The organism is Dyella silvae, from assembly GCF_026421305.1.
Taxonomy (GTDB): Bacteria; Pseudomonadota; Gammaproteobacteria; order Xanthomonadales; family Rhodanobacteraceae; genus Dyella; species Dyella silvae.
Map to the genome: position 1 here is coordinate 800,430 of NZ_JAPJBQ010000002.1, position 25,546 is coordinate 825,975.

26 protein-coding genes are annotated in these 25,546 nt (G+C 64.8%); all 26 read right to left on the minus strand.

Going from position 1 to position 25,546, the window contains the following annotated elements:
• Positions 1-4 precede the first annotated feature (4 nt).
• Positions 5-454 carry a hotdog family protein gene (locus tag OQE56_RS07870; RefSeq protein ID WP_267223167.1) on the minus strand — a complete coding sequence of 150 codons (450 nt, stop codon included), beginning with the start codon at positions 452-454 and terminating at the stop codon, positions 5-7.
• Positions 451-1,641, minus strand: coding sequence for a beta-ketoacyl-ACP synthase (locus OQE56_RS07875; RefSeq protein ID WP_267223168.1), 1,191 nt, complete (start codon positions 1,639-1,641; stop codon positions 451-453). Before OQE56_RS07875 ends, OQE56_RS07870 begins: the two co-directional genes overlap by 4 nt.
• Complete coding sequence (locus OQE56_RS07880; protein ID WP_267223169.1) at positions 1,638-2,360, minus strand: class I SAM-dependent methyltransferase; 723 nt, start codon at positions 2,358-2,360, stop codon at positions 1,638-1,640. Before OQE56_RS07880 ends, OQE56_RS07875 begins: the two co-directional genes overlap by 4 nt.
• Entirely contained in the window at positions 2,357-2,824 is a 468-nt protein-coding gene (locus OQE56_RS07885) for an acyl-CoA thioesterase (RefSeq protein WP_267223172.1), read from the minus strand. The genes OQE56_RS07880 and OQE56_RS07885 overlap by 4 nt, the downstream gene beginning before the upstream one ends.
• Positions 2,814-3,782: a lysophospholipid acyltransferase family protein gene (locus tag OQE56_RS07890; protein WP_267223174.1), complete on the minus strand. Its 969-nt coding sequence runs from the start codon at positions 3,780-3,782 to the stop codon at positions 2,814-2,816. The genes OQE56_RS07885 and OQE56_RS07890 overlap by 11 nt, the downstream gene beginning before the upstream one ends.
• Positions 3,775-4,395: an ApeI family dehydratase gene (locus tag OQE56_RS07895; protein ID WP_267223177.1), complete on the minus strand. Its 621-nt coding sequence runs from the start codon at positions 4,393-4,395 to the stop codon at positions 3,775-3,777. Before OQE56_RS07895 ends, OQE56_RS07890 begins: the two co-directional genes overlap by 8 nt.
• Entirely contained in the window at positions 4,392-4,937 is a 546-nt protein-coding gene (locus OQE56_RS07900; RefSeq protein WP_267223179.1) for a COG4648 family protein, read from the minus strand. Before OQE56_RS07900 ends, OQE56_RS07895 begins: the two co-directional genes overlap by 4 nt.
• Positions 4,925-5,194, minus strand: coding sequence for a phosphopantetheine-binding protein (locus OQE56_RS07905; protein WP_267223181.1), 270 nt, complete (start codon positions 5,192-5,194; stop codon positions 4,925-4,927). Before OQE56_RS07905 ends, OQE56_RS07900 begins: the two co-directional genes overlap by 13 nt.
• Positions 5,191-6,000, minus strand: coding sequence for a lysophospholipid acyltransferase family protein (locus OQE56_RS07910; protein ID WP_267223183.1), 810 nt, complete (start codon positions 5,998-6,000; stop codon positions 5,191-5,193). Before OQE56_RS07910 ends, OQE56_RS07905 begins: the two co-directional genes overlap by 4 nt.
• Positions 5,961-6,701 carry a beta-ketoacyl synthase chain length factor gene (locus tag OQE56_RS07915; protein WP_267223185.1) on the minus strand — a complete coding sequence of 247 codons (741 nt, stop codon included), beginning with the start codon at positions 6,699-6,701 and terminating at the stop codon, positions 5,961-5,963. Before OQE56_RS07915 ends, OQE56_RS07910 begins: the two co-directional genes overlap by 40 nt.
• On the minus strand, positions 6,698-7,954 hold the full coding sequence (locus OQE56_RS07920; RefSeq protein WP_267223187.1) for a beta-ketoacyl-[acyl-carrier-protein] synthase family protein: 1,257 nt from the start codon (positions 7,952-7,954) through the stop codon (positions 6,698-6,700). Before OQE56_RS07920 ends, OQE56_RS07915 begins: the two co-directional genes overlap by 4 nt.
• Positions 7,951-9,177 carry a beta-ketoacyl-ACP synthase gene (locus tag OQE56_RS07925; RefSeq protein ID WP_323748568.1) on the minus strand — a complete coding sequence of 409 codons (1,227 nt, stop codon included), beginning with the start codon at positions 9,175-9,177 and terminating at the stop codon, positions 7,951-7,953. Before OQE56_RS07925 ends, OQE56_RS07920 begins: the two co-directional genes overlap by 4 nt.
• A gap of 31 nt (positions 9,178-9,208) precedes the next feature.
• On the minus strand, positions 9,209-11,569 hold the full coding sequence (locus OQE56_RS07930) for an MMPL family transporter (protein WP_267223189.1): 2,361 nt from the start codon (positions 11,567-11,569) through the stop codon (positions 9,209-9,211).
• On the minus strand, positions 11,566-12,174 hold the full coding sequence (locus OQE56_RS07935) for an outer membrane lipoprotein carrier protein LolA (RefSeq protein ID WP_267223191.1): 609 nt from the start codon (positions 12,172-12,174) through the stop codon (positions 11,566-11,568). The genes OQE56_RS07930 and OQE56_RS07935 overlap by 4 nt, the downstream gene beginning before the upstream one ends.
• The gene (locus OQE56_RS07940; protein WP_267223192.1) at positions 12,162-12,950 is read right to left on the minus strand and encodes a glycosyltransferase family 2 protein; all 789 of its coding nucleotides are present in this window, start codon (positions 12,948-12,950) and stop codon (positions 12,162-12,164) included. The genes OQE56_RS07935 and OQE56_RS07940 overlap by 13 nt, the downstream gene beginning before the upstream one ends.
• Before the next feature lie 16 nt (positions 12,951-12,966).
• Entirely contained in the window at positions 12,967-13,236 is a 270-nt protein-coding gene (locus tag OQE56_RS07945) for an acyl carrier protein (RefSeq protein ID WP_267223194.1), read from the minus strand.
• A 395-nt stretch (positions 13,237-13,631) separates the two neighbouring features.
• Positions 13,632-14,735, minus strand: coding sequence for a Glu/Leu/Phe/Val dehydrogenase dimerization domain-containing protein (locus OQE56_RS07950; RefSeq protein ID WP_267223196.1), 1,104 nt, complete (start codon positions 14,733-14,735; stop codon positions 13,632-13,634).
• 225 nt (positions 14,736-14,960) lie between these two features.
• Entirely contained in the window at positions 14,961-16,367 is a 1,407-nt protein-coding gene (locus OQE56_RS07955) for an amino acid permease (protein WP_267223198.1), read from the minus strand.
• A 65-nt stretch (positions 16,368-16,432) separates the two neighbouring features.
• Positions 16,433-18,184, minus strand: a complete 1,752-nt coding sequence (locus tag OQE56_RS07960; protein WP_267223201.1) for a DUF885 domain-containing protein — start codon at positions 18,182-18,184, stop codon at positions 16,433-16,435.
• A gap of 40 nt (positions 18,185-18,224) precedes the next feature.
• A complete protein-coding gene (locus OQE56_RS07965; RefSeq protein ID WP_267223418.1) occupies positions 18,225-19,427 on the minus strand; it encodes a M24 family metallopeptidase in 1,203 nt (400 codons plus the stop codon).
• A 2-nt stretch (positions 19,428-19,429) separates the two neighbouring features.
• Complete coding sequence (locus OQE56_RS07970; RefSeq protein ID WP_267223203.1) at positions 19,430-21,028, minus strand: aldehyde dehydrogenase family protein; 1,599 nt, start codon at positions 21,026-21,028, stop codon at positions 19,430-19,432.
• A gap of 1 nt (position 21,029) precedes the next feature.
• Positions 21,030-21,935 (minus strand): dihydrodipicolinate synthase family protein, encoded by a 906-nt coding sequence (locus tag OQE56_RS07975; RefSeq protein WP_267223204.1) that lies wholly within the window; start codon positions 21,933-21,935, stop codon positions 21,030-21,032.
• A gap of 11 nt (positions 21,936-21,946) precedes the next feature.
• On the minus strand, positions 21,947-23,224 hold the full coding sequence (locus tag OQE56_RS07980) for an FAD-dependent oxidoreductase (RefSeq protein WP_267223206.1): 1,278 nt from the start codon (positions 23,222-23,224) through the stop codon (positions 21,947-21,949).
• On the minus strand, positions 23,217-23,462 hold the full coding sequence (locus tag OQE56_RS07985) for a (2Fe-2S)-binding protein (protein WP_267223209.1): 246 nt from the start codon (positions 23,460-23,462) through the stop codon (positions 23,217-23,219). The genes OQE56_RS07980 and OQE56_RS07985 overlap by 8 nt, the downstream gene beginning before the upstream one ends.
• Positions 23,459-24,559 (minus strand): NAD(P)/FAD-dependent oxidoreductase, encoded by a 1,101-nt coding sequence (locus tag OQE56_RS07990; protein ID WP_267223210.1) that lies wholly within the window; start codon positions 24,557-24,559, stop codon positions 23,459-23,461. Before OQE56_RS07990 ends, OQE56_RS07985 begins: the two co-directional genes overlap by 4 nt.
• A gap of 8 nt (positions 24,560-24,567) precedes the next feature.
• Positions 24,568-25,509: a 4-hydroxyproline epimerase gene (locus tag OQE56_RS07995; protein WP_267223419.1), complete on the minus strand. Its 942-nt coding sequence runs from the start codon at positions 25,507-25,509 to the stop codon at positions 24,568-24,570.
• Positions 25,510-25,546: the final 37 nt, after the last annotated feature.

Genomic DNA, 25,546 nt, shown 5'->3' on the forward strand with positions numbered 1-25,546 from the left:
TTTCCTAAGCGATGGAAGCAAGAAAGGTAGTCGGATCGAGGGGGCTGAAGACAGTGAGCTGGGCCTCGGCATGTACCCCGTCAGCGTCTATGCGGCAGGCGAAGGCCCCCATGCCACTCTCGTCGTGAAACGTGCGCACCGCCTCGACCATCAGTTCGCTGCCGGCGGGGAACACATCAGCGCTGCTTCGATACACACGCGAACCGAGCAAGAAACCTAGTCGTATACCCTGGTTGGCGTCGAGTGCATGGCTGCCGGACCAGGCCGCAATGGTCTGCGCCATCAGTTCAATGCCCACCCAGGCCGGGAGATGGCCGTCGGCATCGGTAAACGGAGCATCGGGCGCAACCCGCCGCAGGCACACAATGCTTTCCGCGTCGTAGCGCTCGATGCGGTCGAGCAGGATCATGCTGCCGTCGTGCGGCAATACCTCGGCGATGGGCCGCAACGTCATGCCGCGTCTCCCAGAATAAGGGTGGCGTTGTTGCCGCCGAACGCGAAGGAGTTGCTCATCAGATGGCGTCCCTTTCCTCCGGCCAGTTGGCGCCCGGGCGCCACCAGATCGAGCGCGGGCAGGGCGGGGTCGGGGTGACCGTCCCATACATGAGGAGGTAAGCGTCGGTGGCCATGCGTATCGGCGAGGCTGAGCCAGCAGAAGGCCGCCTCAAGCGCCCCCGCAGCACCGAGTGTATGGCCAGTAAGCGACTTGGTGGAGGAGCAGGGAACGCCGTTGGGGAACAGGGTGGAAACGGCCAGGCTTTCCATGACGTCGTTGTGCGCGGTGGCCGTGCCGTGCAGATTGAGGTAATCGATCTGCGAGGCGTCCATGCGCGCATCGGCAAGCGCGGCGACCATGGCTGCCTGCGCTCCCAGCCCTTGCGGGTCGGGCGATGACATGTGATGGGCATCCGAGCTGGCACCACCGCCGAACAGCTGCACAGCACCATGCTCGCGCGTCATGAGGAACAGCGCGGCTGCCTCGCCGACATTGATGCCGCCACGATGCTGCGAGAACGGATTGCAGCGCGCCGAATCGACCGCCTCCAGTGCGTGGAAGCCGTTGATGGGTAGTCCGCACAAGGTATCGGCGCCACCGCACAACACGGCGTCGCAGATGCCCACCCGTAACAGCCGCCGCGCGCTGAGCAAAGCGCGCGCGCTCGACGTGCATGCGGTGGAAATGCCGTAGCACGGACCGGCCAGGTCCAGCCATTCGGCAAGGAAAGCCGCCGGTGCGCCGAGTTCCTGGTGGGCATAGCGGTAATCGGCCGGCCAGACGCCGTCGCGCCGGTAGCCGCCGATGCCCTGCGTCGCCTCGTCGATGCCGGTGGTGCTGGTGCCGATGATGACGCCCACACGTGCGTTGCCGTAACGCGCGATGGCGGCGCGGATATCGGTTTCGATTTCCAACGCGGCCAGCAGCAACAGGCGATTGTTGCGGTTGTCGCGGGTCGCCGCTTGCGCGAATGGCATGGGTGGCAGCTCGCTGCGAGCAGCACCCAGCGGTACGTCCCGGTTCGGTACCCAGCCGGACTCGTGGCGAATGCCCTCATCCATGCCCGCAAACAAGGCCTCGGCTACGGCCGCCTTGCCGGCACCGAGCGCGCATACCACGCCAAGCGCGTTGAGGTACGTGTTCATGCGGTAGCGAAAGGCTTCTGCGCAACGACGTTCACCAGGGTTTCTTCGCGAACGCCCGGTGGCGGCGGCGCGCGGAGACCCCAGCGTTCGAGCAGGCCGAAATCCTTCGAACGGCTCCACCAGAGGTAGGGCAGCGAGACGCGCTCTGTGCCGAAGCGGAAGCCTCGTTGCTGCAACATGGCGAGATATTCGTCGGCGCTCTTTTGCACATCCATTGGGTGACGGAAGAACCAGCGAATCACCCAGGTATCGATATAGGCCTTGGTGGATTCGGCGAACAGCAACATCCCGCCGGGCTTCAGTACGCGCCAGAACTCATCCAATGCACGCTCCTGTTCGACCAGGTGATGGAAAGTCTGATGACAAAAAATCACATCGACACTGGCATCCGGCAAGGCGATCTTGGCGCAGTCGCCGGTGATCAGTTCGACGGGGATATTCTCGCGCGCAGCTTCTTCGCGAGAGAGCTCGATGCTGTGCGGGTCAGCGTCGAGGCCAATCAGGCGCGCCGGCTGAAAAGCGTCGCGCAGCAGGCGGAACGACCGGCCCTGGCCGCAACCCACGTCGAGCAGCGTGGCGACGGGCGGAAGCGGCTCGCCGATCATGCGCTTGAGATCTTTGATCGCTACGCGCAGCACGTGGTGCTGCCACGTGTGCGTGCGCAGGAAACGGAAGCCAATGCGGGTTTCCGGAACATAGGTGCTGCTGGCGTAGGTCATGCGGGATTGGCCGTGAGGAGATAAGGAGTCGAGGTGTCCCGCTTCTGCAGGTGTTGCTCGACTGCGTCGACGAATACTTGCGGCGATACCAACTGCATTTCGCCCTGCAGATTGACGGCGATCTGAATGGTGCTGGCGCGGGTGAGGCGCTGGCCCGTGGCCGCGTCGCGAATCACGTAATTCACTTTGAGCCGGTTGCGCCACTCGACCAGTTCGGCGCTGACCACCAGACGCTGGCCGAAACGTGCAGGCCCGACGTAACGCAGCTGCACGTCGATCACGGGCCAGATCCAGCCGGCGGCTTTCATGTGTTGGTAGTTGTGCCCGATAGCGTCGAGCAGCGCGCACCGCGCTACCTCGAGATACTTCACGTAGTGACCGTGCCAGACCACGTCCATCGAGTCGACGTCGAAGAAGGGCACCGTGATTTCCGTGTCGGTGCGCAATACACCCTTAGCGCGCATGCTCGGTCTCCGTCGCAGGTGTCTTCCAATAGGGGTAAAAATTGAACCATTGCGCGGGCGCTTCCAGGCATCGCTGCGCCAGGCGATCGGCATAGCCCTGGGCCCAGCGCTGGATGGTGGCGTCGCGCTGGCCACGCGCCCAGCTCTCGCCCTCAATGTAGGGCTCAAGATGGATGGTGTAGCGGCCGTCCACTTTCAGGCAGAACATCAGGTTCACCGGGCAACGCAGCAGGCCGGCCATCAACCACGGCCCCTGGGGCAGCGGTGCGGTGTGGCCCAGAAAATCCACCTCCACGCAACGGTCGCCATGCAAGGGCACACGGTCGCCGGCGATCGCCAGCCATTCACCGCGCTCGATGCGCTGAGACAGGTCCATCATCTGCGCCGTGTCCAGTTCGCTCACCTGAATCAGGCGCATGCGGCGCTCGCCAGCCTCGTCCAGCAGGCGATTGAAATGGCCCACGTGATGCGTGTGCACCAGAACGTTGAGCGGCACCTGGTCGCCAAGCTCGGCCATGGCCCGACTCACATCGAGGTTGCCCATATGAGTGCATACCAGGATCTGGCCGCGACCGTTGCCGCGGCTCTGCAACAGGCGTGTGCGAATGTCGTGCGGGTCATCGAGGCTGACCTGATCAAGCCGGAGCTTGCCGCTCCAGACGTCCAGACGGTCAAGCAAGCAATCGGCAAACGCCATGAATTGGCGAAACACGCTGCGGTGGTTGGGCTGCAGCTCGGCGCGTCCGCTCCACGTGGCGAGAGAGCGTTGATATTGGCGGATGCTGGCGCGCCCGCGCCGATCCGAGGCGTAGAAATAAAACACAATCATGTACAGCAGCGGCGCGAGAATCCTGCGGCCCAGGTGGCGGGCAATCAGTGCGGTGAACCGCATCAGGATGAAGCTGCCGCGCTCCTTCTTGCGCGCCCAGTGGTGTTTGGGGGTGTGCGGCTCAGCCATCGGTGTGCTCCCACTGCAGCCGGCCCGAGGAGAACTGCACGTCATCGTTCGCGTAGCCGAACTGCAGGCGCCGCAGCGTTGCGTCGTGCCGCAAGCGGAGTTGCACTACCTCGCCGGGTCGCAACGGTCGCTGGAACTTCAGCATCTCCACGCGACGGCAGCTGCCTGGCGTGCCGAACCGCGCAGCGCCATACGCGAGCGCCCAGGCCACCTGCACCACGCCTGGCAAGATCGGCAGAGCGGGAAAGTGCACATCGAAGTGCTGAAGATCGAGGGGAATGCGCAGGGTAAGCAGGGTGGTGTCGCCATCCGCCTGTTCGCCGAGCAGCTCGGCCTCGGTTGGCCGCGGCTGCGCGAGCAGAGCGTCTGCCCAGTCCTTCCCGGCATCGACAGGCCATGCATCAATCAAGCACCAGGACGCCGGTGTGCTCAGGCCTTGGCTTGCCAATGAATCGGTCAGCGCCTGAACAAAGGCGCGGCGTCCTCGTTGGCAGAGCGCGGACACACCTTCGCCAGTTGGCTGCAGCACGACGCCTGCCGCAGACCATTGTGCTTGCGCCACCCAGGAGTGGCTGCACAAGGCTTCGTTCATGGCGGCGCCGGGATCGATCATGCCGTTGCCCGCAGGCGCTGCCGCAGCAACCACTCGCCGGCAAACAGCACGCCCATGATCAAGTACACGATCAGGCCGTTGTAAAGCGTCCACCAGCTAAGCGGCGCCCATAGCGTAAGCACGCTGGCGGTGAGGGCATTGAACACAAAAAAGCCGACCCACACCCAGGTCACCTTGCGGGTGTAGGGAATGGCGGCGTCAGGCAGGTCCGGCTCCCGCAGGCGCGCGATGCGTTCCACGATAGGAGGGCCAAAGCGCAGGCTGAATGCAAACACTGACAGCAGCAGCACGCTGATCAGCGTCGGGTACCAACGCAACAGCGTCGCCTCGCCGCTGAAGGCCAGGATCACGCAATAGGCCAGCGCCGCCCCCACCATCCAGCGTCCACCCGGCTGCTTCAGCAAGCCCGGAGCGCGAATCAGCCAGACAGCGCCAAGGATGAGCGCGAACATCGGCGTATCGACATGCTCCATGCCGAAATACACCAGGAAGGGGTACAGCAGCCCGATCACGGGCAGCAGGATGGAGCTCAGCTTGCGCATGCAGTCTGCTGCGCTTCGACGAACGCCGCCAGGCTCGCCACGTTGGTGAAATGCTGGCGCGCGTCGCGCGAATCGGAGGCGATCTGGATGCTGTAGCGCTTCTGTAGCGCCAGCGCCAATTCCAGCGCATCGATGGAATCCAGACCCAGGCCCTCGCCAAACAGCGGCATGGAAGGCGTGATGTCGCTGACCTCGATGTCTTCCAGGCTCAGCGTGTCGATGATCAGTTGGGCAATATCACGTTCAAGATCGTTCATGGCAGCAAGAGCTCTTTGAGATAGAGGGTGTGCAGATGTTGGTTGAGCCGGCGCGAGGCGATGGGCAGCGGCGCCTCAGCGTTGAATGCCGCCGGATCGATATCGGCGCCCACGCGCAATCGCACGTGCATGCGCTTATGCGGAATGCTGTACCAGGGCTCGGCCTTGGTCAGCGTGGTGGGGGCCACCGAAATGAATACCGGCGTGATGACTTGCGCGCCGCGCAGGGCAATCGCCGCTGCGCCACGATGAAACGCCGGCGCCTCGCCGGGCGTGGTACGCGTACCTTCGGGAAAAACGATCAAGGTCTGACCGTCGCGCAACACGCCGGCCGCGTGATCCAACATGTCGGGGTCGCCATTGTTGGCGATGTACTCGGCACGGCTGATCGGTCCGCGCATGCACGGATTGCGCCACAGACTCTGCTTGACGATGCAATTGGCGTCGCGAATCTGGGATACCAGAAACACCACATCGATCAGCGACGGATGGTTGGCGATGATCATCTGGCCGGGCCGGCCGAGGCGCTCGGCGCCGATCACCTCGAACGTGAGCACGCCCGTGCGGTACATAAACTGCACGTGCAGATGGAACGCGTAGCTGATCGCCGCCCGCATGCGGCGGCGGCGCGTCAGGCGGCATCCTGGCAACAGCCACAGCAGCGGGAACACCAGTGCATAAAGCAGCACGCCGCCGACACCAAAGAACGCGAAGCTCAAGCCGGTGGCGATAAGCCGCCAGAGATAGAAATCGCCGCGGCGCAGGCCTACGGGATCGGCTGCCAGATCCATTGACGTGTCTTCCATGTATGCACGAGAGAGGTGGTTGGTCCGTGCAACGCCCGTCGAACAAAGTCGAGTGCAAACGGCCAGTCGGTTTTAACTTCGTTGGTGCTGCTGATGAGCTGCAGCTGCCAGCGTGAAGCAGGAGCAGTCCCGGTGCGTGAGGCACCCACGCGCAGCGCGACCGCATAGGAAAAGGGGATATCGTCGATCCAGCCCGCATAGGGCGCGGGCGGGCGCTCTTCGGCGATCACCACGATGACGGCGGGCGCACCCTGGTCCAGTAGCGTGGCCGCCTCGAGCATGGCGTGCTCGAACGTATCGCCCTCGCCAGCGATTGCCACCGCTTCGCCGCGTTGGCCGCGCAGGATGGACCACTGTCCGGCGATGGCGTTGTGTACCGACAATCCGAACTGGGTGGGTGAAAGCGGCTGTTGATCGGCAACGTCGCCAAGCATGGCGTAGGTACGCGTGGTTTCGCCATGACGCGAGGCAAATACGAACGGCAACTGCTCCTCGTCGCCACACAGCGGCCACGCCACGTGCAGCGCGATGCGCGCCATACGGCTGAGGCGGCGGCGTTGCATCGCTGGCAGGAAGCCGCAGTCCGGCTGCTCATCGTGTTCGTCGGGCGTCCACGGCGCGTTGGCCCAGGACTGCCAGGCTTCACTGCTATCCAATCCTGGTGCCCAGGCGCGCCAGTCGGCGATGCGCAGGTCGATCATGCATCGCCTCCGGTGTAGCGGCGGAACATCAGCGACGCGCAGCTGCCACCGAAGCCGAAGCTGTTGGACAGCGCACCGTCGATGCGATGGGGCGTTGTGACATCGAGCAGCGGTGCCTGACTGAACGCGGTATCGCGGTTGCCGATGGCGGTGCCGGTGGTAAAGCCGTGCTGCATCATCAGCAGGCAGGCGATGGCGTCCAGTGCGCCGGCCGCGGCTGGCGCATGACCGATCAACCCCTTGATGGATGACAGCGCAGGCACGCTGGACTCGAGCTCGACAAACACGGTGGCAATCGCCTCCCACTCCGCCAGATCGCCCAGCGGCGTGGAGCAGGCATGGGTGTTGATGTAGTCGGGCAGGGCATCGGTTTGCGAGAGGGCCTGCCGCATCGCATCGGCGATGCCGGCCGGACCGGGACCGACCATGCTGGCCGCATCGGTGCTGGCGCCGTAACCGCACACTTCGGCGAGAATGCAGGCGCCGCGCGCCTGTGCGTGCTCGAGCGATTCCAGTACCAGCACGCCTGCGCCAGCGGCAAGCACGATGCCATCGCGTTCGGCGTCATAGGGACGTGATGCGCGGTCCGGTTGTGCATTGCTGTTGGTCGACAGGGCACCCATCGCATCGAACCAAAGCGCGGTGGTGTCGTGCAATTCTTCACTGCCGCCGCAGATTACTTGCTGCAGTTTGCCCAGCTGGATCAACTCCATGGCCTGGCCGATGGCATGCGCGCCGCTGGTACAGGCCGATGTAATCACCATGCTACGCCCACCGATGCCGAAGGCGTGGGCGAGATTGGCGGCCACCGAACTGCTCATCCCCCGCGTAACGATGTACGGCGACAGTCGCGCGATGCCGCGCGTGGCAAAGCTTTCCAGCGCCGTCTGGTGCTCGCTCAAGGCGGCACCGCCGCCGATGACCAGTCCGCACGAAGGCGAGGAGAGCTGCGCAGAGGTGAGTCCCGCTTGCGCAATCGCCTCCTTCGCGGCGTGCCAGGCGTACCAGGCCGTAGGCGGCAGGAAACGACGCAGTTTGCGTGGCGGCTCTTCCAGCAGGCTCTCGTCGACCGGGCCGCCAACCTGGCAGCGCATGCCCAACGCCTCGAGCTGGTGCATATGGCGCAAGCCGCTGCGCCCGTGGCGCAATGCATCCAGCAGCTGATCATTGCCAACACCCACGCACGACACCGAGCCCATGCCGGTCACAACGACCCGGGGCATTGTCCGGCGAGGCGCGGCGGCAGCGTTCATGCGTCGGCTGCCTTGAAGATCAGCGACGTGTTGATGCCGCCGAAGGCAAAGTTATTGTTCATCACATAACGCGTATGGAGCGTGCGCCCCTCGCCGACGATGTAATCCAGCGGCGCGCACTCCGGGTCTGCCTGCTGCAGATTGAGCGTGGGAGCAAACCAACCCTCGCGCATCATCTCGATGGCCCACCAGGATTCCAGCGCGCCACAGGCGCCGAGGGTGTGGCCCACGTAGCCCTTCATGGAGCTGATCGGCGTTGCGGTGCCCAGCACCGAGGCCGTTGCGTGGCTTTCGGCCACGTCGCCGCGATCGGTCGCCGTGCCATGGGCACTGATGTAGCCGATGGCTTCGGGTGCCAGGCCGGCATCGTCCAGTGCCATGCGCATCGCGACGGCCATGGTTTCGCGAGTCGGCTGGGTGATGTGACTGCCGTCGGAGTTGCAGCCGAATCCAACCACCTCGGCATAGATGCGGGCACCGCGTGCGCGCGCATGTTCGTACTCTTCCAGTACCAGCGTCGTCGCACCTTCGCCGACCACCAGTCCATCGCGGGCGCGGTCGAATGGACGCGGCGTCAGTGCCGGTTCGTCATTGCGCGTGCTGGTGGCGAACAGCGTATCGAACACGGCCGCGCCGGGGCCGGAGAGTTCTTCGGCGCCGCCACAGAGCATCAGTGTCTGCTTGCCTTGCTGGATCGCCTCATAGCCGAAGCCGATCGCCTGGCTACCCGACGTGCAGGCGCTGGAAGTCGGGATGATGCGCCCCTTCAGGCCGAAGAACACACCGACGTTCACCGCCGTGGTGTGCGCCATCATCTGGATATAGCTGGTCGCCGTAACGCCGTGCATGGAGCCGGTGTCGAGCATGTGACCCATCACGCGGATCGGCTCCACGCTGCCGCCGGATGATCCGTAAGCGACACCCATGCGGCCGTCGCTCACCGCGTCGTTGCCGAGCAGGCCGGCATCGGCCAGCGCTCGCTCACTGGCAGCCACGGCCAGCTGCGACACGCGCCCCATCGAGCGAAGGTGACGGCGTGGCCAGGGCGGCAAGGTGAAATCGTCGACCGGGCAGCCGAGCCGCCCGTTGAGCGCGTCGAAGTAGTCCCATTCGGGCATGCGGCGTACCGCATTGCGATACTGGCGCAAGCGCGCGGAAATGGTGGCCCAGTCATGGCCGAGCGGGGTGATGCCGCCGATGCCGGTGATGACGACGCGCTTCATCAGTACGCGTCCTGCAGATGGGAAATTCGGTTCATGAATACGTCTCGGAGGCGGACAGGCTCGCCGGCGCAAACAGCGCCGTGATGCCAATGCCCAGCAACAAGGTGATGCCGACATGCTGCAGCGCCGGCATGGTGCTCAGGCCCAGCAGTCCAAACGAAAGCAGTGCCGTCACGGCGGAAAGCAGCACGCTGGCGTAGCTGGCGCCCGGCAGATGTGCCGTGTGAGGCTCACCCTCGCGCAGGAACACCGCGTAGTTGGCGCCAACACCAAGCACCAGCATCAGCGCCATCCAGTGGAACAAGGTCAGCGGCTCACCGAGGTAGCCGAACGTGGCCATGGTCAGGCCGATGCCAAGCAGCGGCGGCACCATGACGCGCACGGCGCTGCGGCCGTAGCGCCACGCGAACACGGCGCCGACCAGCAAGAGTGCCGCCAACAGCCACAGGCTGGCGTACTCGCGATAGCGTCCGAACAGCGCCGACACGCTTGCCGGCTTGTCGACCAGATGCGTGTCCTGCAGGCCGTTTGTCGCGCTGCGCAGAATGTCGGCATCGTTCTGGCCTTGCGGCAGCACGATCGATGCGTAGCCGTGTTCGCTCTGGCTCATCCACAGATAACGGAAGGGTAAGGACAAGGGCATCGACAGCCAGTCGTCAATCTTGAGCACGCGACCGGGCCAGCCCGCCAGATAGGCTTCGGCGATGGATGCCTTGATACCGGCCTGCTGGAGGGTGGCATCCAGCGCGGCACCCGGTGCGAACAGCGGCGCCAGCGCCGACTGGTTGTCGTGCTGGCGTTCTGCGGACGGCACCATGCTGGCCACGCCGGTCCAGCCATCGAGCTGCTGTTGCGCGACGAGTGCCTGCAGGCGTTGTTCCAGTGCTTCTTCGCGTTGCAGGGTCTGCTCAGGGGTGTCGCCCGTCACCAGGTAGAACTGGCTGACGTTGCCGATACCGGTGATGTCCCGGATGCGCGCTTCTTGCTGAGTCAGTGCGGCCGGTGGCGTGACCAGCAGGCGGATGTCGTCATCGTGGCCAAGGCGCAACCAGCCGGGGATGGCCAGGGCGATAACCAGCACAAACAGCGCGGCGCCGGTGCGTCCTTGTGCGAGGCGTGCCACACGCCGTTGCCACGCCCACGAGATGGTTATCAGGGCCGGGGTGAGCGCTCGGGTGGATGGGCTGGCGGCGAGGGCGGGCAGCAGCCAGAACACGCTAAGGCAGGCCACGGTCATGCCCACCATGGCGAAACAGGCCATCTGGCGTAGCGCCGGGAACGGCACCAATCCCAGCAGGGCGTAGCCCAGCAGTGAGGTACCCAACGCCAGCAGCAGCGCCGGACGTACCTGCCGGGCGCCACGTTGTGGTTGCCAGCCGGTACCCGCATAGGCGCGTGCGCAGAGGTACTGAATGGAATAATCCACCGCTTCGCCGAGCAAGGCGGCACCGAACACCAGCGTAAGCAGATGGATCTGGCCGAACACCAGCAACGTCACCGCGAGCGCACTCACCACGCCGATGGCAGTGGAGAGAAAGGCCACCAGCAGCGGCCGTGGCGAGCGGAAGGTCCACAACAGCAGCAGTGCAATGCCGAGGGTCGAGGCCAGTCCAACGACATGCACGTCGCGCTCGGCGCCGGCACGCGCTGCTGCCGCATAAAACACGGCGCCGGTACGCAGCAACTGCACGCCTTGATAGTCGCGCTCAACGCCATGCCACGCACGGTCTAGCGCTTCGAGCGCGACGCGTTGCACACCATCGTCATAGGACGAGCCGCGCAGGTTGGCGATCACCATCACATAGGTGAGATCGTCGCGATGGGCAGTGAGCAGGTCGTCTTCGGGGACCAGCGGCGAGCGGCTCCACGGCTGCTGATCCATCCAGCGCTGGAGCCAGCCGAACGGATCGTCCTGCACACGAGTGCCAACGCCGGCGAGAAATGGTTCATTCAATCGGCGCGCCAGTGTCTGGCTTGCGTTGTACTGGGGGTGTGCGAGGTTCGCCCGGTCCGCATCGCTGAGCAGGCTGAAACGATAGGGCAGGTAAGGGGCAATAAACTGGTTGAGATCGAAATCCGGCAGCTCGGCGATAACCGATGAAAACGCGTTGGTGGCAGTCAGCGCCTTGCCGAGTGCGCGGGCAGCGTCCTTCGCCTTGGCATCGTCCGCATCGACGACCACCAGCACCATGCGGTCGCCGTTGGCGTGTGCCAGGCGTTCTACTGCGGCTTCGGCCAGTGGATGGCGTTCGGTGACGGGCAACATTGCCAGCAGGTCCGTCTGGATCGGCAGCGGACCGCGCCCGAACAGTTGCCAGGCACCCAGCAGCACCATGCCCAGCGCGAAGCCAGCAAACAGCAGTGCACGCAGGGTCAGGCCGCGAGTGTTCATGGCATGCCCAGCGCTCGCGATTCGATCGGACTCAGCGCGCCGGCATCGCGCGTACCGCTGAATGCGATATCCGTGATTTCGCCGCTCTGCATTTCGACCTGGATCGATTGCAGGAAGGTGTCGCCACTCAGCTCGATGGCGCGCAGAACGCGGGACATGCGTTCCTGCCGCGGGGTGAAGCGCAAAGTCCAGTGCGCGGCATTGCCTCGGGTCTGCACGTCAAACTGGCGCAATGCCTCATCGGGCTGGCCAGACAGCATCGACTGCAGCATCTGGGTGACCTGGGCCACGCCACGGTCACCGTTGCGCAACACCTGCAGCTGGCCTTGTTCGTCGATGCGTGCCGTGCGTGCGCCGGTGAGTGCCAGCGTTTCGCGGTAGGGCTGGGTGACCTGCCAAAGCATGCCGTGCCCGGTGACGAACACCAGTTGCCCCTTGCTCACCTGGGGTTGCACCAGCGCGGGATTCTCGCGGCTCTGGACGAAGTCCGCGCGTACGCGGGCATGGGTGGCGAGCTCGTCCAGCACGTGCTTGAGCAGGTCGGCGTCCTGCGCATGCAGGCTGCCTGCCAGCAGGCAGAGCAGGGCGGCTATCAGTGCGCGCATACAACCTCCGCACCACGCAGACGGCGCCACAGCAGGCGCGGCGCGCGCGGCAGCATGCCGATCAGCAGGCGTGTATGCATCGCCGAAATGCGCACGTTGTCGTGCCACATGCGGAAATGGGAAAGCCCGTTTTCCGGGTAGATCACGCGGGTGGGCAGATTGCGCACGGGGACGCCGCGCCACACCAGGCGAACGGCCACTTCGGTGTCGAAATCCATGCGTGCAGGGAAGGGTTTGCGTGCCAGCTCGGCGCAGGTGGCAGCCAGCGGGTACAGGCGGAAGCCGCACATGGAATCGTGAATCTCCATGGACAGCGTTTCCAGCCACACAAAGAAATGGGTGATGTAGCGGCCGTATAGACGTCCGCGCGGCACGCTGTCGTCATAGATGGGCCGGCCGCAGACCATCGCTTTCGGGTCCGCAGCGCTCTCAGCGAGGAAGCGCGGTACATCGTTGACGTCATGCTGCCCATCGGCGTCGATTTGCAGCGCATGGCTGAAACCCGCCTGATGTGCGGCTACAAGTCCGGCGCTAAGCGCGCGCCCCTTGCCCTGGTTGCAGGGCAGGCGCAGCAGGCGCACGTCTGGCTGCGCCTGTACGAGCGTGTCGAGCACCTCGCGGGTGGCGGCATCGCTGCCATCGTCCACGATCAACACCGGCAGGCCATGGGCGCGCAGGTCTGCCACGGTACGGACGATGGTGTCCTTGTGGTTGTAAATCGGGATCAGTGCGCAAGGCGCAAATGCGACCCCGCCTGCCGTGGCGCTGGCCATCATGTCAGTGGCCGCCGTGTCAGCGGTGGAGCAGAGCCTGCACGGTGGCTACCACATCGCCCACCGTACGCACGCTCTTGAAGTCCTCGGGCTTGATGCGCATCCCGGTCATTTCCTGCACCTGGATGGCCAGATCAACGGCATCGATGCTGTCCAGCTCAAGGTCGGTGAACAGATGCGCGTCCGGATTCACACGTGCCGGCTCGATCTCGAAGGTGTCGTGCAGCACGCCTCTCAGGCGGGACAGGATGTCCTCGTCACTGATGCCATTGGCCAAGATGGTGCTCATAAATCCTGAAATCCTTAATTCCTGCGCCCTGGCGAGTCGTTGTGTATCGCATGTTTTTGCGATACAAGAACTCGGCAACCTACTGTCGCCGCTGTTGACGCGACACCGCGCAACAAACGACGACGACAGCGAGCCACGTCACCGTGGCTGGAGCGTTCCATATATTGTGATGCGCCGGCGATACCGGCCCCCTTGATATGCCTCAATTGCGTTTGTAGGCAATGCCTTACACAAGAGCATTGAGGCTGAGGGAGTGTAGCAGAAGAAGGTGTCAGTGAGCTGTTCTTTCGATCGTAAGCCGACCGCCCACAGCGAGACTCCATAAAAAAACGAGGCCGCCAGCAAAGCTGGCGGCCTCGTTTTCACCGCAACCGGTAAGCAACCGGTCGCAAGGCTTACTGACCGCGCATGCGGCCAGCAAAGCGCGGACCGTGGTCACCCATGGTCGGCAGCTTGATCTTGCCGATGGCCTCGATGCGCTCTTCGGCCAGACGATCGGCCGCCTTGTAGGTCGGCACGCCATCGTTCTTGGAGATTTCGAAGATGCGGCCCAGGTTGTAGTAGATCGTGCGCATCATGCGCATGGCGCGCTCGCGGTTGTAGCCGTCGATTTCCAGCGACACGTTCATCACGCCGCCTGCGTTCACCGCGTAGTCCGGCGCGTACAGCACGCCGCGGCGCTGCAGCTCGTCGCCGATGGCGTCGGTGGCCAGCTGGTTGTTGGCGGCGCCGCAGATGATCTTCGCCTTGATGCGGTCGATGGTCTGCTCGTTGAGCGTGCCACCCAGCGCGCACGGCGAGTACACGTCGGCGTCGACGTCGTAGATCTCGTCCAGGCCCACGGCTTCGCAGCCCAGCTCGTCCACGCAGCGCTGCACGGCATCCTTGTTGATGTCGGTGACGAACACCTTGGCGCCCTGCTCACGCAGCAGCTTGATGAACTCGCTGCCCACGTGGCCGCAGCCCTGCACGGCGTAGCTGTACTTGCCCACGTCTTCGTTGCCGTGCTTGACCTGCAGCGCGGCCATCAGGCCCTGCAGGGTGCCGAATGCGGTGAACGGCGACGGGTCGCCCGAGCCACCGTGCACCTGGTGCACGCCGGTCACGTATTCGGTTTCACGGAACACGTATTCCATGTCGTTGACGTCGATGCCGACGTCTTCAGCCGTGATGTAGCGACCGTTGAGCGAGTTGACGAAGCGGCCGAACGCGCGGAACAGCGCCTCGGACTTGTCCTTGCTCGGATCGCCGATGATCACCGCCTTGCCGCCGCCCAGGTTCAGGCCGGCCACGGCGTTCTTGTAGGTCATGCCGCGGGACAGACGCAGCACGTCGTTCACCGCGTCCTGCTCGCTCTTGTACGGCCACATGCGCAGGCCGCCGAGCGCAGGGCCCAGCACCGTGTTGTGGATCGCGATGATGGCCTTGAGGCCAGCGTCCTTGTTGTGGCAGAAGACGACTTCTTCGTGACCCGTTTTGGCGATGGTTTCGAAAATCATTGGAACGGAGACTCCACGTTTGGCGGTGCCGTTGGGGACGGGCATCCGCAGGATGGAGGCGGGGTTCGATCCAGTGCGGCCCCGCCAGGGCGTACTAACTAAAGCCTTAAAGTCAAAGCCCCGACGAGTGGTCGGGGCGGTGAATTTAGTTGGATAGTTTAGTACGTCCCCGGAATGGCGCTTGCTGCGTCGCCGCAAGTCGTTGACGTATGGAGGATTTGCCGGTCACGCCGGGGCGGCGAGCCGGCTGTTGCGCCGCCCGTAGGTCAGGTAGAGGGCGCAGCCCAGCAGCAGCCAGATGGTGAAACGCAGGTAGGTAATGGTGGGCAGGCCCCAGATCAGCCAGCAGGAAAAGCCCACCCCGATCAGCGGAACCAGCGGCACCAGCGGGGTGCGGAACGGGCGATGCAGCTCCGGCTGGCGCCAGCGCAGCACCGTCACCGCGCTGCAGATCACGATGAAGGCGCCCAGCACACCAATGTTCACCAGCTTGGCCAACTCATCCAGCGGAAACAGGCCGGCCGCCACCGTGGTGACGGTACCCAGCAGCAGGGTGGAGCGGTGTGGCGTACGCCAGCGGGGGTGGATACCGGCGAACCACCCGGGCAGCAGGCCGTCGCGGCCCAGGCTGAAGCCGATGCGGGCCCCGGCCATCAGGTTGGCGAAGATCACGCTGGTGATGCCGCACACCGAGGCCAGCGAAATCACCACCATGGCCCACGGCAGGCCGATGCGTATGAACGCGCCAGCCACCGGTGCGGCGTTATCCAGCGTGGTATAGGGCACGATACCGGTCAGCACCAGGCAGATGGCGATATAGAGCAGCATCGCGATGCCCAGTGACAGCAGCACCGCGCGGGGGAGGTCGCGCTGCGGGTTGCGGGATTCCTCCGCCGCGGTAGTCAGCATGTCGTAGCCAAACACGGCGAAGAACACGACGGCGGCGCCAGTGACCACGCCATGCATGCCAAACGGCATGAACGGATGCCAGCGTTCCGGCTTCACGTAGGCGGCCCCGGCAATCACGATGAGCGCGGCGCCGGCGATCTTGATCGCGACGATCAGCGTATTGAACCGTGCGCCCCATTCCATCCGGACGGCGAGCAGGGCGGTGATGGCCAGCGAGATAAGGATGGCCGGCAGATTCACCACGCAGCCCGGCGCGCTGCCCCATGCACCTTGCGCCCACACGGGCAGCGGCAGCCCCGCGGCGTCCAGCAAGGCCTGCATATAGCCCGACCAGCCCACCGCGACCACGGCGGCGATCAGCGCGTATTCCAGCAACAGATCCCAGCCGATGATCCAGCCCGCAAACTCGCCCAGCACCGCATAACCGTAGGTGTACGCGCTGCCGGAAACGGGAATCAGCCCGGCGAACTCGGCATAGCACAGCGCGGCGGCGGCGCTGGCGATGCCCGCGATGATGAAGGACAGCAGCACGGCGGGGCCGGCCTGAGTAGCGGCCACCGTACCGGTGAGCACGAAGATGCCTACGCCGATGATGCCGCCAAGGCCGATGGCGGTGAGCTGCCAGAGCCCCAGCACGCGCCGCAGGCCGCTGCCGCCCTTGGCCGCTTCGCTCTGCAAGGCCTCCACCGGCTTTCGCCGCAGCATGTCGTTGATCAGACTCATCGGTTTCTCCCCCTCGTGCAGCGTGTCATTTCATGGTGTTGTCCGCGTCCCGGCGGATGAGTGCATCACTCCTTGGCGTAGGGCGATTTGCCGCCGTCCGCAATGAACTTGTCCACCTGCTGCTGCAGCACCGGTAGCGGCACGGAGCCAAGCGACAATACGGTGTCGTGGAAGGCGCGCAGATCGAAACGTTCGCCCAGCGCTTTCTCGGCTTTCGCGCGTGCATCGACGATGGCCAGTTCGCCCAGGTAGTAGGACAGCGCCTGTCCCGGCCAGGCGATATAGCGATCCACTTCCGTCTCGATTTCGTGCTCGCTCAGCGCGGTGTTGTCGCGCATAAAGGCTTGCGCCTGCTCGCGCGTCCAACCCTGGTGATGAAGGCCGGTATCCACCACCAGACGGCACGCACGCCACATCTGGTAGCTGAGGTAGCCGAAGCGGTCGTACGGCGTGTCGTACATGTCCATGTCCACGCCCAGCCGCTCGGCGTACAAAGCCCAACCCTCACCGTAGGCCGAGATATAGGTGTAGCGGCGGAAATCGGGCAGCCCTTCATGTTCGGCGGCCAGTGGCATCTGCATGGCATGGCCGGGTGCGGACTCATGCAGAGTCAAGGCTGTCAGCGAATACAGCGGGCGCGATGGTAGGTCGTAGGTATTGACCAGATAGATGCCAGGGCCGCCGCGGCCACCGGTATAGAAGGGCGCCAGATCCGCCGGTACTGGTTCGATGGCAAAGCGTTGGCGCGGCAGGCGGCCGATATAGTTGCCGATCTTGCCGTCGACGCGCTTGGCGATCCACGCCGCGTCCTTCAACAGTTCATCCGGCGTCTTGGGGTAGAACTTCGGATCGGTACGCAAGTAGTGCAGAAATTCAGGGAAGCTGCCCTTGAAGCCGCTGTCGTGAATGGCCGCATCCATCTCCTTGCGAATGCGTGCCACTTCCTTGAGACCCAGCTGGTGGATGGCGTCTGGCGTCATGTCCAGCGTGGTGAATTCGCGAATTTGCGATTGATAGAACGCCTTGCCTTGGGGCATGGCTTCCGCCGCCAGCGTGCTGCGCGCCTGCGGCATATAGGTGTTGCGCATGAAGTCCAGCAGCTTCGCGTAGGCAGGCATCACTGAGTGCTGAATGGCGTCGCGTCCCTGCTCACGCAACTGCGCCTGCACGCTCGCAGGGATGGTGGCAGGCATCTTGCGGAACGGCGTGTAGAACAGATTGTCGTCGCCTTTGGCGTTCACCACGTCGGCGATGGATTGATCGCGCCCGGTCAATGTCACGCGCGGTACGCTGAAGCCACGAGCTAGTCCCGCGCGCATGTTTGCGGTCTGTTCGTCGAAGTAGCGTGGCATGTCCTGCAGCTGGAGGATGTAGTGGCGGTAATCCTCTGCCGTGCGCAGCGTCCGGCGTGCGGTGAAGCCGAGATTGGTCCAGAACGCCGTGTCGCTGTTGAAGGGCATTTCCCAGGTGTGGAACTGTTGATCGGCCAACAACGTCTGGATCTGATGGCGATAGACCGCGTAGTTCACCGGATCGTCGCCGCGCAACTGACGGGGCGAGATCGCGTCGAGCTGCTTGAGTACATCAGCCCAGTAGCGCTCGCGCAGGGCCTGGGTGTCCGCATCAACCTTGGGCAGGTGATCGGCTAATGCCTGGTCGTGGCTGTCCTCATCATCCTCGCCCTTGAACTGCGCTTGCCGCCATGCCCATTCCTTGGTGTAGATCGCGTGGAAGCGGGTGGTGGCGTCGTCTTCTGCGTGTGCCGGCAAAGCCGCGAGGCAGAGCGTGCAGGCGAGGGCGAGGAAGAGTGGCTTCATGCAGTTGTCCCGGGTGCGCTCTCACAGAAAGAAAGCAAAGTCATGCGAAGGGTCGATCGATCGCCGGCGAGGGTGGGGTGAACCACGCGGCGCCTTCTTCGGTCACGTAGAAGTGGTCTTCCAGCCGCACGCCAAAACGATCCGGCACCACGATCATCGGTTCGTTGCTGGCGCACATGCCGGGCGCCAGCGCGGTCTGGTCGCCGCGCACGAGATAAGGCGTTTCGTGGATGCTCATGCCACAGCCGTGACCCGTGCGATGCGGGATGCCGGGCAGGCGATAGTCGGGGCCAAGGCCTGCCTTTTCCACCACGGCGCGCGCGGCGCTATCCACCGACTCACAGGTCACACCCGGTCGAACAGCATCGAAGGCGGCTTGTTGCGCTGCCTGTTCCAGCTCCCAGATTCGCGCCTGCTCGGCGGTGGGGTTGCCGTAGATGTAAGTGCGGGTGATGTCGGAGTGGTAACCCTGCACGGTGCAGCCGGTATCGATCAGCACCAGCTCGTCCTGCGCGAGATACTGCTCACCGGGTACGCCGTGCGGGTAGGCGGTGACCTGGCCGAACTGCACGATGCAGAAGGTGGAGCCGTTGTCCGCGCCCATGGTGCGATGCGCCTCATCGATAAATCGCACCAGTTCGCTACGGCTGATGCCCTCGCGCATGAGACCGGCCGCAAGTCGATGCACCTGCAGCGTCATCGCGGTGGCCTGCTTCATCAGCGCCAGTTCGGCGGGTGATTTGCAGATACGGCAACCATCGACGATGGCGCTGGCATCCATCAGGGGTTTGCCGCCCAGCACCGCGCGCAGGCGTTCGGCGACGACAAACGGTGCCGCAGGATCCAGCGCGAGATTGCCGGCGCCACGCTCACGCAGCGCATCGGCGACCAGCTGCTGCGGATCTTCGTGCTCTTCCCACAGGCGCACGTCCGCGGGAACCAGCAATACGCGTTCCAGCGAGCCGGCTTCGAAGGCCGGACAGATGACGATCGGTGCGCCACGCTGCGTGATCAGCAGAGCTACCAGACGCTCGCTGGCACCCCACGGCACACCGCTGAAATAGCGCAGCGACGTGCCCGCCGTGATCAGCACTGCATCGGCACCGAGGTTGCGCAGCAGGGAACGGGCGCGCTCCAGTCGCTGCTGATACTCGCCTGCACCGATCGGGCGTGCGGGAGTCGACCATGGCGCGAGGGAAGCACGTGCCTGGGCGAGGTCCAGTCCGCCAATCTGTCCGTTCAAACTCATCCGCGTTGCGCTCCGAGATCGATATCGTCGATACACCAGACACCATCTATGCAGCGTGCCACGCCGCCGGGGTTGCGGTCGCGCAATTCCGCCGGCAGCTGATGTTCCGGTACGTTGTCGTAGCAGTGCAGGGCGGTGAAACGTTGCATGGCCGCCGGCATGCCCACCGCAGTAAAGCCCGGATGGCTGGTGCTTGGATAGGGACCGCCGTGATTCATGGCCGGACTCACCGCCACGCCAGTGGGCATGCGATTGCCGATCAGACGTCCGACGCGTGAGCGCAAGGCGGAGGCGACCTTTGACCACGCATCGTCATCGCTGCCATCAGCTGCGGTATAGAGCGTGCCGGTGAGATTGCCTTCGAACGCTGCGGCTACGGCAACCATCTGCGCCACATCATCCGCTCGCACCAACAGGCTGACCGGACCAAACGCTTCGGTTTGCAGTGCGTTCGGCTGACTCAGGAACTGCGATGCATCGACGCTGAGCAAGGTCGGCGCATGACGATAGCCGGGCGCACCGGCATCGCCACCCGCCAACAATGCGGCACCCGCGGAACGCAACGTGGCAACACCATGCTGCAAATGGTCAAGCACACCCCGCGAGAACAGTACGCCGGGTGCCGCGCCCGCGAAATGCGCGGTTGCCGCTTCAACGAACGCATCGCCAGCGGCATCACGCGGAACGATCACCACGCCGGGGTTGGTGCAGAACTGGCCGCTGCCCATCGTGCAGGATGCGAAGAACTCCTGTGCCAACGCCGCGCCACGCTCCGCCAGCGCGCCTGGCAGCAGAAACACCGGATTGACGCTGGACAGTTCCATATAAGCCGGAATACCAGCGGCATCGGCGGCGGCCTTCAGGGCGAGGCCGCCAGCGCGGCTGCCGGTGAAGCCGATCGCGCCCAGGCGTGCGTCACCCGCCAGTCGGGCACCGATGGCATGGTCGAAGTGATAGAGCATTTGCACGGAAGCCGGTGGAAGCCCGGCTTGTTGCAAGGCCGTCAGCGCCAGTTGAGCCAGCCGCTCGCTGGTGGCGGGATGCGAAGGGTGAGCTTTCGCAATCACCGGATTGCGCGCAGCGATCGCCGACGCGAAGTCGCTGCCCGCGATGGCGTTGAAGGCGAAGGGGAAGTTGTTAGGCCCAAACACCAGCACCGGCTTGGACAAAGGAGCGCGATGCGCGCGCAGATTCGCAGCCGTGTCGATCACCGGTTGCGTCCACGCGTAGCTGCGCACGGCCTTGGCGGCCAAGCGCAGCTGGTTGGTGGTGCGTGGCAATTCCACCGCCGAAAGACGCGGTTGCTTGGGCAGCGCGGTCTCGGCGTTGGCCAGCGCTACCAGCGTTTCCGCGTCCGCTTCAATGGCGGCGGCATAGGCCTCCAGAAAAGCGGCGATGCGTTCGGGAGGTGTGTCCGCCAAGGCAGCGGCAGCCGCTGTTGCGGCAGCGAGCGCGGCCTCCACATCGGCCTCGCCGCAGATGGGAAACGCGGGGCCGATCGGTTCGCCGGTGGTGGGGTCTTCCGCGCGGAACTCGCCCACCGGCTGCCGCGCCGCGCGCCACTCGCCGTTGATCAACAGAGGCTGCGTGGCCATGTCAGATCACCGGCGCGTTGGCGATGGCGTGATCGATCACGCGCATGGCGGCCTCACGCTCGGTGCCCGTGATGAGCAAACGCGGTGCGCGCACACGTTCGCTGCCCAGACCCACCTTTTCCTGCACCAGTTTGATCAGCTGGACGAACTTGGGCACGGTGTCGAGACGAAGCAGCGGCAGGAACCACGCGTACAGTTCGGCGGCGGCATCCGCACCACCATCGCGTGCCAGCTCGAACAGCTTCACCGACTCCTTGGGGTACGCGTTGACCAGTCCGGCGATCCAGCCGCGTGCACCCATGGCCACGCCTTCGACGATGGCATCGTCCATGCCCACCAGTAGTTCCAGGCGGTTGCCGAGCAGTGAACGCAACGCGGCAAAGCGGCGCACGTCGCCGGAGGATTCCTTCACCGCCTGCACGTTCGGGAATTCATGCGCCAGCTCGGCAATCTGCTCGGGCGAGAAGTCCGTCTTGTACGCAATGGGGTTGTTGTAAAGCATGCACGGCAGATCGGTCGCAGCGATCACCGCACGCAGATGCGCGCCCATCTCGCGCCAGTCGGTGGAATACACATACGGCGGCAGCACCATCAGGCCCGATGCGCCCAACGCCTTCGCCTCGCGCGCCAGGCGCACGGCCTCGTCGGTGGAAAGCGCTGCAATACCGGGAATCACCGGAGCGCGGCCTTCGAGCGCCTTCACCAAAGTGCGGATGATCGCGAGCTTCTCATCGAAACTCAGCGTGGCGGCCTCGCCCAGCGAGCCCAGCGGCACGATGCCTTTGCAACCGCTGTCGATCAGTGTGCGTGCATGCTGCGCGAGAAAGCTGTGGTCGACCTGGCCATCGGCAGTGAAGGGCGTGGTGATGGCGGGAATCACGCCGCGCCAGATGGATGCGTTACTCATGATCAGCTACCTCAATAATCGTCGGAAGAAGGAAACGTCGTGAGACCGGCCAAGGTGGCCAGCCGGGTGGGAAAGACAGGCGGGCGCGCGCCGTTGCGCGGAAAGCGCCCAAGCTCCGCCAGTGCGGTACCGCAGATGCGCCCCTGACAGGCGCCCATGCCGCAGCGTGTGACGAGCTTGGCGGAGCGTGCATCGCTGAAGCCGTCCAGTTCGCCGAGCGTGACGTCTTCGCAACGGCAGATCAGCGTTTGTGCGTTGGCCAGCGAGAGCAGGCGCGGGTCGAGCGCAAAGTGGTGCGAGAGCAGTGCGCCGAAGCGCCGCTCTTTGCCGCGCATTGGAAGTAGTGCGGTAGCGGCTTGCGTCTGTCCAGCCGCCATGTGTCCCGCGATCTCGCCTTCGATACGTGCTACGGCAAGACCACCGATGCCGCCCGCTTCGCCGGCGGCGTAGATACCGGAAACACTGGTTCTCAACAGCGCGTCCACCTGAACGCGCGGGTGCGCTCCCTGATGCACCAGCGCACAGCCGAGCAGTTGCGCCAGTTCGACGTTGGGCACCAACCCGTAACCCACGCCGAGCATGTCGCACTCGATACTCTGGCTGCCGCGTGGGCCTTCGATGTCCACTCGACTCAGGGTGTCATCGCCGGACGCACCGCGAATAAAACTGCCGAAGTGATACGGCACACCCGCCAGGCGTGTGCGCAGGCCCAACGCCTGCATCGCCTTGGCAGGCCAATGCACCAGCTGACGCGCAAACGCATGCACGCTGGCCGCGGCTGCCTGTTCGTAGATGCCAAGAACATGGGCACCGTGCGCGCGTAGCGTGGCGGCGGCGGCAAGCAGTAACGGTCCGCTGCCAGCAATGACGACGCGCTTGCCTGCGACAGGCCAGCCTTGTTTCGCCAGGGCCTGCAGGCCGCCAGCGCCGGTGACGCCCGGTAAAGTCCAGCCGGGGAAGGGCAGCAGCAATTCGCGTGCGCCCGTGGCAAGCACCAGCGCGTCGTAGCGCAACTCGCTGGCGCCACGTGGCATCTCAACGCGCAACGCGGAAGGCTCCACCGCCACCACGGTATGTTGCGAAAGCAGTTCTACCTGGCCCAGGCCGCTGATGGCGGCGCGTGCTTCGCGTGGGGCATGGTGGCGCACGTCATGGCGCCACACTTGTCCACCGGGTTGCGCCTGCGCGTCGATCAGGCCGACGCGTGCGCCATGCGCGGCGGCAGTACGCGCGGCAGTCAAACCTGCGGGACCTGCACCCACCACGAGAATGTCATAGCGCTCAGTCATCGGTGCGCACCTGCATGCCTTCGATCACCGGCGTCATGCACGCACGTACGTGCGGTACGCCATCGATGTTCACCCTGCACTCGAAGCAGACGCCCATGCCGCACAGTGGCGCACGCGCGGTGCCGCTGACCGAACGACGAAAGTGCAGCGTGACATGTGCCATGGCCGCCGCGACGCTGGCGCCCGCCGGGACTTCCACCGGCTGCCCGTTCACGCTGAGTCGGACGGTGGCACTCATGCCGCCATCCTCGATGGGGCATAAGGCGCGGGATCGATGGCCGGCGTGCGGCCGTGGATCAGATCCATCAACAAGCGCGCGCTGCCCAACGCGGTGGTGATGCCAAGGCCTTCGTGACCTGCCGCCACCCATTGATTCGTCGCACCGGGCACGGCGCCAAGGTACGGGCGGCCGTCGGGCGTGGTCGGGCGAAAGCCGGTCCAGATGCGCAGCGCCTGCAGGCGGCGAAGCGCGGGCACAAATGCAAAGCTGCGCTCCAGCATGCGTTGCACCATGGCAGGCGAAACAGAGGCGTCGATCGCGCTGAACTCGCGCGACGAGCCGATCAGGATTTGCCCTGTGGGACGTGGCTGCACATTGAAAGCGACGCTGCTGTCGGCATCGCCATGCGCGCTGTCGGCATAGCCCAGTTCCAACAATTGGTGGCGCAACAAGTTCGGATAGCGTTCCGTGATGATCAGATGCCCCTTGCGCGCACGCATCGGCAACATCGGCAGCAATTCCGGTATGGCACAGCCGGTCGCCACCAGCACGGGGCCGCTCAATCGTGTGCGGTCATCCAGTTGCACGCCACTGCTCAGCAATGCCTGTGCGCGGCGGCCCGCATAAAGGCGTGCGCCGCGCGATTGCGCGCGCTGCACCAGATAGCGCGCCATGCGTGGCGGATACACCACGGCCTCGCGAGGCACGAGCATGCCGCCGCTCAAACCCGGTGTCAGCGCAGGCTCCAGTTCGTAGAGGGTCGCCGCATCGATCAGGTGGGCTTCGACGCCCGCGGCGCCGAGTCGCGCAGCACGCGCTGCGGCGGCGTTGCGATCGGCATCGCTGCGTGCCACCCACAAGGTGCCGCAGCGGCTGAATTCCGCTTCTTTCAGATCCGCAAACGCTTCCCAGTGATGCAGTGAGTAGCGCGCCAGCGCCAGCTCGGCCGGATCGTCATCCATCGCCACCAGATGCCCCATCGCGGCGGCGGTCGCGCCGCCGCCGATCGGGCCGGGTTCGATCAAGGCGACACGCATGCCTTCGGCGCTGGCCGCGTCAGCGCAACTGGCGCCGATCATGCCGGCGCCGATCACGATCAGGTCATAGTGGGCCATCGGGCCACTCATTCCGCGCCGCTGCCCCAGGTGAATTCGTCGGCTTCGTCAATCAACAGCGTGGCGCGCGCCACGACGTGCGCGGTGCCGGTAATGCGCGGCAGTACACCGTGCGTGCCGGGCTGATACTGACCCTCGAACACGCTGCCGAGAATGCTTTCCTGCCGCCACACGTCACCCGGGGCCAGCTTGCCATCGGCGGCAAGGCAGGCCAGCTTGGCGCTGGTGCCCGTGCCGCAAGGCGAGCGGTCGTAGGCGAAGCCGGGGCACAGTACGTAGTTGCGGCCATGCATGCCGTTGACCGGCGAATCGGCGTTGATCTCGATATGGTCGATCTCGCCGCCCTCGGCGCCGGTGATGCGGTTGGCCTCCAGAGCCCGGCGGATAGCTTCGGTAAACGAGGTCAGTTCGCGGTGATTCTCGATCACCAGCGGCACAGGCGTGTGTTTGGTGATGTAGAACCAGTTGCCGCCCCACGCGATATCGCCGGTGACTTCGCCATAGCCCGGCACGTCGACGCGCACGTCTTTGGCGTGGCGATAACTCTCCACGTTGTCGATGGAAACACGTCCATCCTCGTGGAGCTGTGCGCCCACCATGCCCACCGGCGTTTCGATCCAGTGGTGACCCGGGGCGATGCGGCCCATGTGTTGCAGCGTGCGTACCAGGCCGATGGTGCCGTGGCCGCACATGCCGAGATAGCCGACGTTGTTGAAGAAGATCACGCCGGCGCAGGCCTGCTCGCTTTGCGGCGGCAGCAGCAGAGCGCCGACCACGGTGCTGGAGCCGCGCGGCTCGCAGGCGATGGCGCTGCGCCATCGATCGAACTGGTGACGGAAGCGCTCGCGCTTGTCCATCGGCGTACCGTGGCCGAGGTCGGGGAAGCCAGAGACGACGACCCGGGTGGGTTCGCCGCCGGTATGGGAGTCGATGACGTCGATGGTGTGCATGGTGGTCATGCTCGCGCCGGGAGCCGTCAACGGTCTA